The sequence below is a fragment of the Variovorax sp. 01T439_2 genome (assembly GCF_056398445.1).
Window position 1 is genome coordinate 1 of the sequence record NZ_JBFTPJ010000215.1, and the last position, 7,118, is coordinate 7,118.

Genomic DNA, 7,118 nt, shown 5'->3' on the forward strand with positions numbered 1-7,118 from the left:
GAGCATCGGGTGCTCCCCGCAGCGAAATCAAGGAGGAGGCCGCAGGCCGGGGGACATTCGCGGAGGGGAGTACCCGGTGATCTGTGCACGCGCCCCGGACAACATCGCCAAGAACACAAGCACACCAGATCATGAAGACCACCTTCCTCTACAAGTCCGATCCCGTACGCGGCCGCCAATGGGCCGAAGTGTTCGGGCAGCGCCGCCCCGACATCGACTTCCGCATCTGGCCCGACATCGGCGATCCGGCGCAGGTGCGCTTTCTCGCAGCATGGGTGCCGCCGGAAGACATCGCCGAACGCTTTCCGAATCTGCAGGTGCTGTTCTCTTCGGGCGCAGGTGTCGACCAGTTCGACTTCGCGGCGCTGCCCGCTGCATTGCCGGTGGTGCGCATGGTCGAGCCCGGCATCGTGCAGGGCATGGTCGAGTATGTGACGCATGCCGTGCTCGGCCTGCACCGCGACATGCCGCAGTACCGCCGCCAGCAGCAGGAAGGCCAATGGCAGCCGCTGCCCGTGCGGCCCGCAGGCGAGCGGCGCGTGGGTGTTCTGGGACTGGGCTCGCTCGGCCAGGCCGTGCTCGCGCAACTGGTCTCATTGGGCTTCGACTGCGCGGGCTGGAGCCGCTCGCGGCATGAGGTCGATGGCGTGCAATGCCACGCGGGTGCCGACGAGCTGCCCGCCTTTCTGGCGCGCGCCGACATCCTCGTGTGCCTGCTGCCGCTCACCGATTCGACGCGCGGCTTTCTCGATGCCAGGCTCTTCTCGATGCTGCCGATGGGCGCCGGCCTGGTGCACGTGGGCCGCGGGCCGCACCTGGTCGAACATGACTTCCTCGAAGCGCTCGTCAGCGGCCGCATCGGCGATGCGGTGCTCGACGTGACCGACCCCGAGCCGCTGCCGCCCGCGCACGCCTTCTGGCGCCATCCGCGCATCCAGCTCACGCCGCACATCGCGAGCATGACGCAGCCGCTGAGCGCCGCCGAGGCCGTGCTCGAGAACCTGCACCGCTTCGAGGCCGGCGAGCCGATGGTCGGCCTCGTGGACCGCGCCAGGGGCTACTGACGAGAAGCAAGAGAAATGGCCCGCCGCATGATGTGCCGTGGCGAGGCGCATAACCGCAGCCTGCTTCGCGCAGCACCCCCAAAGCAGCACCATGCCATGCGGCACGCGGCCTAAGCTCGAGGCATCGAAAGCTTCCTTCGCTCTCGCTTCACTCGACACCGCCATGACGCACCCCACCGCATTGCCTCGCCACGCCACGCTCGACGCCATCGACCGTGCCCACCTCATCCACCCCGTCTCGCCCTGGCGCACGCACGAGCAGCGCGGCCCCACCGTGCTGGCCTCGGCCCGCGGCGCATGGTTGACCGATGCCAACGGGCATGAACTGCTCGACGCCTTTGCGGGCCTGTGGTGCGTGAACGTGGGCTATGGCCAGGAGAGCGTGGTGCAGGCCGCGGCCGAGCAGATGCGGCGCCTGCCGTACGCCACCGGCTACTTCCACTTCAGCAGCGAGCCGGCCATCCGCCTCGCGGAAAAGCTGGTGCAGATCGCGCCCGCATCGCTGACGCGCGTGTACCTCACGCTCGGCGGCTCGGAGGCGGTCGATGCCGCCGTGCGCTTCATCGTGCAGTACTACAACGCCATCGGCAAGCCGTCGAAAAAACAGTTCATCGCATTGGAGCGCGGCTACCACGGCTCCTCGTCGACCGGCGCGGGCCTCACGGCCCTGCCCGTTTTCCATCGCGGCTTCGACCTGCCGCTGCCCACGCAGCACTACATCCCGTCGCCCAACCCGTACCGCCACGCGAATGGTGCCGATCCGCAGGCCCTGATCGCCGCGTCGGTGGCCTCGCTGCGCGCCAAGGTGGCCGAGCTCGGCGCGGACAACGTCGCCGCCTTCTTCTGCGAGCCGATCCAGGGCTCGGGCGGCGTGATCGTGCCGCCCAAGGGCTGGTTGAAAGCCATGCGCGATGCCGCGCGCGAGCTCGACATCCTGTTCGTCGTCGACGAGGTCATCACCGGCTTCGGCCGCACCGGCCCCATGTTCGCCTGCGAGGCCGAAGGCGTGGAGCCCGACCTGATGACCATGGCCAAGGGCCTGACCTCGGGCTATGTGCCGATGGGCGCGACCATGATGTCCGAGAAGGTCTATGCCGGCATTGCCGACGGCGCGCCGGCGGGGGTGCCGGTCGGCCATGGCGCGACGTACTCTGCCCACCCCGTGAGCGCCGCGGTCGCGCTCGAGGTGCTGCGGCTGTACGAAGAGGGCGGGGTGCTCGCCAACGGCCAGCGCGGCGCGGCGCACTTCGCGGCCGGCCTCGATGCGCTGCGCGCGCATCCGCTGGTGGGCGATGCGCGCCACCGCGGCCTGCTCGGTGCGCTGGAGCTGGTGAGCGACAAGCAAGGCAAGCGCGGCTTCGATCCGGCGCTGGGCCTCGCGGACCGCATCTTTGCCGCGGGCTACCGCAACGGCCTGGTGTTCCGCTCCTTCGGCGACCACATCCTGGGCTTTGCGCCGGCGCTCACCTTCACCGAGGACGAGTTCGCCCAGATGTTCGCGCGCCTGAAGAAAACGCTCGACGAGGTGCTGGACGCCGCCGACGTGCGCGCCGCGCTGGAGGCCTGAGCGGGAAAGCACTGCCCCGCGGCTGCGCCGGCAAAGCAGAATCGGATCCTCCTTCGTTTTTCAGGACCGCCATGTCTGAAGCTTTCAAGATCGACCGACTCGACCTGCGCATCCTGGCCCAGCTGCAGCAGAACGGGCGCATGACCAACGTCGACCTCGCGGATGCGGTCGGCCTGTCGCCCAGCCCCTGCCTGATCCGCGTCAAGCGCCTGGAGCAGGCCGGCTACATCGCCGGCTACGGCGCGCACCTGCGGCTCGAGAAGCTCGGCGACACGCTCACCGTGTTCACCGAGGTCACGCTGCAGGACCACCACCGCGAGGACTTCGTGCGCTTCGAGGCCGCGATCCGAGAGGTCGACGAGGTGCTCGAATGCCACCTGGTGAGCGGCGGCTACGACTACCTGCTGCGCTTTTTGACGCGCGGCGTCAACCACTACCAGGAAGTGATCGAGGAACTGCTCGAGCGCAACATCGGCATCTCCAAGTACTTCAGCTACATCGTCATCAAGTCGCCGTTCATCAAGACGCATTGCCCGATCGAACGGCTGTTTCCGCATCCGCGCTGACTGGCGAATGGCTGCGAGGCCAGATCAGCAGTACTCGCCGCCTTTCAGCAGGCGCCGAGGCGCCTGGCCGGTCACGGAACGGAACTCGCGGATAAAGTGCGACTGGTCGGCATAGCCAGCCTGGACAGACAGCTGTGTGAGGCTGGATGCCTCGCCGTACAGCGACAACGCATGGCGCATGCGGATGATGGAGGCGAGTTGCTTTGGTGTCGCTCCGACAGTACGGCGGAATCGTTTTGCCAGCCAGTCGACGCTGACGCCCAGATCCGACGCAAGCGCTGCGATGCGGATCGTTCCGACGCTCTTCTCGATGGCTCGCAGGGCCTCGCTCACCAACGTGTCGGCGGGCCGCCTTCGTCGGGCGAGAAGAAAGCGCTCCAGGCAATTCACGCGCTGCAGATCGTCCCCGGCCGCAGTCATGGCCGAGCAAAGACCTGCCAGGTCGGCATCCGCCACCAGGGAGGCAAGATCGATCGTGGTGCCGAACAGGCCTTCTGCGGGCAGGTCGAAGAACTGCGCAGCGCCCGCAGGACGGAAAGCAGCAAGCACGATGCCACCGCCGGCCGAGGTGTGCATCGAACGTGCGGTGTCGCGCAATCCCGTCAGCGTGGTCTGGGGCAGGCGGCGTGTCTTCGGCCCATCCAGTTGCTCGGCATAGCCGCCGTAACGAATGCCAAGCAGGATGCTTGGCTCCGGCATGAGCAGGCGAGTGGCGGCCTCGGTGGTTTCGACGATCACGAAATTCCGCACCTGGTCTGCGAGGGCGAGGGTGGTTGGCAGCAAGCGCATGCGCATTGGCCGATGGTAGCGGGGCGCCCTTTTTTTGTGTGACTCACTGATTTTGTTCAATTGCCGAACGCGCGTGCTGCCTAGCATGGAGTTCCACCCATTCAGGAGAAACCATGCAAGACGATGTGAAGGCCCGAAACAGCCAACTGATCCGGGCACTCTATGAAGACTGGTTGTCGCACGGGCGCTTCGAGGAGCTGCAGGACTCGATCGCGGATGACTACGTGGGGCCCAACGGCGAAAGAGGCGCCGCAGGCTTTGCGACGACCATGAACGGCTTGCGCAGCGCCTTTCCGGACATCCGCTTCCAGGTCGAGGACCTGCTCGCCGAGCCGGACAAGGTCGCAGTGCGCTGGCGCTGGCAGGCCATTCACGCAGGCGAGTTCCGCGGCCTGGAAGCGTCGCACCGCCGAGTGGAGAACACAGGCATTGCCATCTACCACTTGCGCCACGGCAAGATCGTGCGCTCCTGGCTGGAAACCGACCGGCTGGGTGCGCTGCAGCAGATTGGCGCACTTCCTGCCGGCGTGGGTGCTTCGCCTCCGCGCAGCAACTAGGGCCTGTTGCCGTGTCCTTCACGCTGATTGCAGCCGGCCGGCTTGACGCCGGGTATTCGCGATCAGGGCCGCGCCGGCAAAGCAAAGGACCGCAAGCAGCACCAGCGCAGAACTGGCCCCTTGGGTAAAGGCCGCCACATCCAGGTTCGAAAGCCCCGGGCCGCCATTTCCCAGAATCATGCGTTGCGAACCGGAAGGAAGCTGCGCCATCGCCACGCTCAGCGTCAGCGCGGTGCCGATCATGATGCCGGTGTTCTGCAGCGTCGACCGGACGCCGTTGGCGATGCCCCGGCGCCGGGGCGCCACGCTCTGGAGGATCGATGTGTTGTTCGGTGTCACGAAGCTCCCGATGCCCAGGCCGAGCAGCCAGAGGCACAGCGACAGCTGCACGGTGCCGATCGCCGGCTGCAGCAGCGCGGCCAGCAGCGCCAGGGCGCATCCTGCGAGCAGCATGCCGGCCACGCAGATGGATTCGGGCCTGATGCGCCGCGTCAGGGCGCCCGCCAGCGGCGCAGCCATCAGCATGCCGAATGCCACCGGTGCAATGCGCAGGCCCGCCTGCGATGGCTGCAGGCCCGCGCAGGCCTGCAGGTACAAGGCCACCAGCAGCAGGGGCGCCGCCTGCGTCATCGACAGCAGCAGGATGCCCGCGTAGGCGGTCCGGCGTCCCGGGTCGCTGAACAGCGAGGGGTCGACCAGCGGGCTGGCCACGCGCATCTGAACGCCGGAGAAGAGGGCGATGGCGCACAGCCCCGCGAGCATGAAGACCCACACCGGCGTGCTGGTCCAGCCGCGGGTGCCTGCCATCGAGAGCGCATAGGTCACRCATCCGATGCCGACGAGCGACAGCGCCGCGCCTGCGAGGTCGAAGCGTTCGGCCCCGGCGGCCGCGCTGTGGGGCAGCACCTTCCAGGACCACGCCAGCACGCCAAGCCCGATCGGCACGTTGAGCATGAAGAGAACGCGCCATCCCCACCACGACACGACGAAGCCGCCCGCCAGCGGGCCGACGACCTGGGCCAGCGCCGCGACCATCGCGAGCACGCCCAGTGCCAGCCCCATCCTGCGGCGGCCGAAGGCGTCGCCCACCAAGGCGCTGGCGTTGGCCATGACGCCGGCCGCGCCGACGGCCTGGGCGATGCGGCTCGCCAGCATCAGCTCGGCGCTGGGTGCGAGGGCGCATGCCGCGCAGGCGGCCACGAAGAGCCACAGCCCCGCGAGGAAGAGCCGGCGCCGTCCCCAGAGATCGGCCAGGCGTCCGAAGCTCAGGATGCAGACGGTGCTGACCAGCATGTAGGACAGCAGGATCCAGCTCGCCTGCGCGGGCGAAGCATGCAGGCTGCGCGCCACGGCCGGCAGCGCGACATTGAGCGCGCTGAGATTGAGAAAGCACAGCAGCGCGCCCGAACTCGCGGCAACGAGCACCGCCCAATCGGCCCTGCCGGCGTCGTGGTCCTCGTCGGCCATCGTCGGTCGATTCAGTCTTCGCTCCTGAACCCCGAGGCCTTCACGATGGGGCGCCAGTACGCGCGGTCCTCGTTCATGATCCGCGTCACTTCCGCGCCAGGGAGCCCCGTCGGCTCCAGGCCCATGCGATGGACCTGCGCGCGCACCTGCGGATTGCGCATGGCGGCGAGCAGGGCCGCCTCCAGCCTGGTGGCCACCTCCTTCGGCGTTCCTGCCGGCACGAAGGCGGCATAGGCGGCGTTGGCGCGGTCGAAGGCGTCGTAGCCCGACTCCTTGATCGTTGGAACGTCGGGCAGCCAGCTCAGCCGCCGGGTGCCTGCAACGCCCAGGATCCGCAGCTTGCCCGCGCGGTGGAGCTCGAGCTGGCTGGCGAGCGCGTCGGCGGCGAGCGGTACGTGGCCGCCGACGATGTCGGTCGCGAGCGGCGCGCCGCCCTTGTAGGTGACCGGCGCGAGCGGCACGCCGATGGCCTTGGACAGCTGCAGCACGCTGAAGTGCAGTCCGCCGCCGAGGTTGGTCAGCCCCACGCTGGCGCCGGCGGGGTTCTTCTTGATCCATGCGACGTATTCGGGAACCGTCTTGAACGGCTGGTCTGCGCCGGCGGAAAGGACGCTGGGCACGATCGCCAGGTGCGCGACCGGAATGAAGTCCTTGTCGACGTCGTAGTTCAGCCGCGCATAGGTCATCGGAAAGAGAACGAAGGGCGGCGTCGAGCCCAGCAGGATGGTGCGGCCGTCGGGCCGCGCGGCCTTGACGGCCTCGATGGAAATGCGCGTCGACGCGCCGGGCCGGTTCTCCACCAGCACGGGTTCCTTGAGCGTGGTGCGCAAGTCCTCGGCCAGCGAACGCGCCAGGCTGTCGAGTGCGCCACCGGGCGAAAAGCCGATGACCAGCCGGATGGGCGCATCGGCATGCGCGGCGGCACCGGCCAGGGAGATCGACGCAGCGAGAAGAAGTGTCTTGTGGAAAAAGGCCATGGTGGGTACCTGCTGGGTTGAGAACGAAACGGGGGCGGACTCAGAAAGCGAGGGTGGGCAGCGCGTTCGCCGGACGGTGCGCGGCTTCGAAGGACGACGCGGCCTGCAGCAGCTGCTGGTCCTCGCGGAAC

The 7,118-nt window shown here is 68.2% G+C and carries 7 protein-coding genes; 4 read left to right on the forward strand and 3 right to left on the reverse strand.

Annotation, left to right across the window (positions count from 1 at the left end):
• Positions 1 to 131: 131 nt before the first annotated feature.
• From AC1DOC_RS12375 to AC1DOC_RS12385, 3 genes are all read left to right on the forward strand, one after another.
• On the forward strand, positions 132 to 1,064 hold the full coding sequence (locus tag AC1DOC_RS12375; RefSeq protein WP_015865683.1) for a 2-hydroxyacid dehydrogenase: 933 nt from the start codon (positions 132 to 134) through the stop codon (positions 1,062 to 1,064).
• A 163-nt stretch (positions 1,065 to 1,227) separates the two neighbouring features.
• Positions 1,228 to 2,631, forward strand: coding sequence for an aminotransferase class III-fold pyridoxal phosphate-dependent enzyme (locus AC1DOC_RS12380; RefSeq protein ID WP_478081047.1), 1,404 nt, complete (start codon positions 1,228 to 1,230; stop codon positions 2,629 to 2,631).
• Between the two features lie 71 nt (positions 2,632 to 2,702).
• Positions 2,703 to 3,197 (forward strand): Lrp/AsnC family transcriptional regulator, encoded by a 495-nt coding sequence (locus AC1DOC_RS12385; protein ID WP_015865681.1) that lies wholly within the window; start codon positions 2,703 to 2,705, stop codon positions 3,195 to 3,197.
• A 24-nt stretch (positions 3,198 to 3,221) separates the two neighbouring features.
• Here the strand turns inward: AC1DOC_RS12385 and AC1DOC_RS12390 are convergent, their stop codons facing one another.
• Positions 3,222 to 3,992, reverse strand: a complete 771-nt coding sequence (locus AC1DOC_RS12390) for a helix-turn-helix transcriptional regulator (protein ID WP_478081045.1) — start codon at positions 3,990 to 3,992, stop codon at positions 3,222 to 3,224.
• Between the two features lie 107 nt (positions 3,993 to 4,099).
• Between AC1DOC_RS12390 and AC1DOC_RS12395 the strand changes: the two genes are divergently transcribed.
• Positions 4,100 to 4,543 carry an ester cyclase gene (locus tag AC1DOC_RS12395; protein WP_062364947.1) on the forward strand — a complete coding sequence of 148 codons (444 nt, stop codon included), beginning with the start codon at positions 4,100 to 4,102 and terminating at the stop codon, positions 4,541 to 4,543.
• Positions 4,544 to 4,561: 18 nt separating this feature from the next.
• On the opposite strand, the gene AC1DOC_RS12400 is transcribed toward AC1DOC_RS12395, so the two are convergent.
• Both AC1DOC_RS12400 and AC1DOC_RS12405 read right to left on the reverse strand, forming a co-directional pair.
• Positions 4,562 to 6,010 (reverse strand): MFS transporter, encoded by a 1,449-nt coding sequence (locus AC1DOC_RS12400; RefSeq protein WP_478081044.1) that lies wholly within the window; start codon positions 6,008 to 6,010, stop codon positions 4,562 to 4,564.
• Positions 6,011 to 6,021: 11 nt separating this feature from the next.
• Positions 6,022 to 6,987: a tripartite tricarboxylate transporter substrate-binding protein gene (locus tag AC1DOC_RS12405; RefSeq protein WP_478083625.1), complete on the reverse strand. Its 966-nt coding sequence runs from the start codon at positions 6,985 to 6,987 to the stop codon at positions 6,022 to 6,024.
• Positions 6,988 to 7,118: the final 131 nt, after the last annotated feature.

What these genes read in the sequence shown, in the direction of transcription:
- AC1DOC_RS12390 (WP_478081045.1), bottom strand. Translation starts at nt 3,992, where the DNA reads ATGCGCATGCGCTTGCTGCCAACCACCCTCGCCCTCGCAGACCAGGTG.
- AC1DOC_RS12395 (WP_062364947.1), top strand. Translation starts at nt 4,100, where the DNA reads ATGCAAGACGATGTGAAGGCCCGAAACAGCCAACTGATCCGGGCACTC.
- AC1DOC_RS12375 (WP_015865683.1), top strand. Translation starts at nt 132, where the DNA reads ATGAAGACCACCTTCCTCTACAAGTCCGATCCCGTACGCGGCCGCCAA.
- AC1DOC_RS12380 (WP_478081047.1), top strand. Translation starts at nt 1,228, where the DNA reads ATGACGCACCCCACCGCATTGCCTCGCCACGCCACGCTCGACGCCATC.
- AC1DOC_RS12385 (WP_015865681.1), top strand. Translation starts at nt 2,703, where the DNA reads ATGTCTGAAGCTTTCAAGATCGACCGACTCGACCTGCGCATCCTGGCC.
- AC1DOC_RS12405 (WP_478083625.1), bottom strand. Translation starts at nt 6,987, where the DNA reads ATGGCCTTTTTCCACAAGACACTTCTTCTCGCTGCGTCGATCTCCCTG.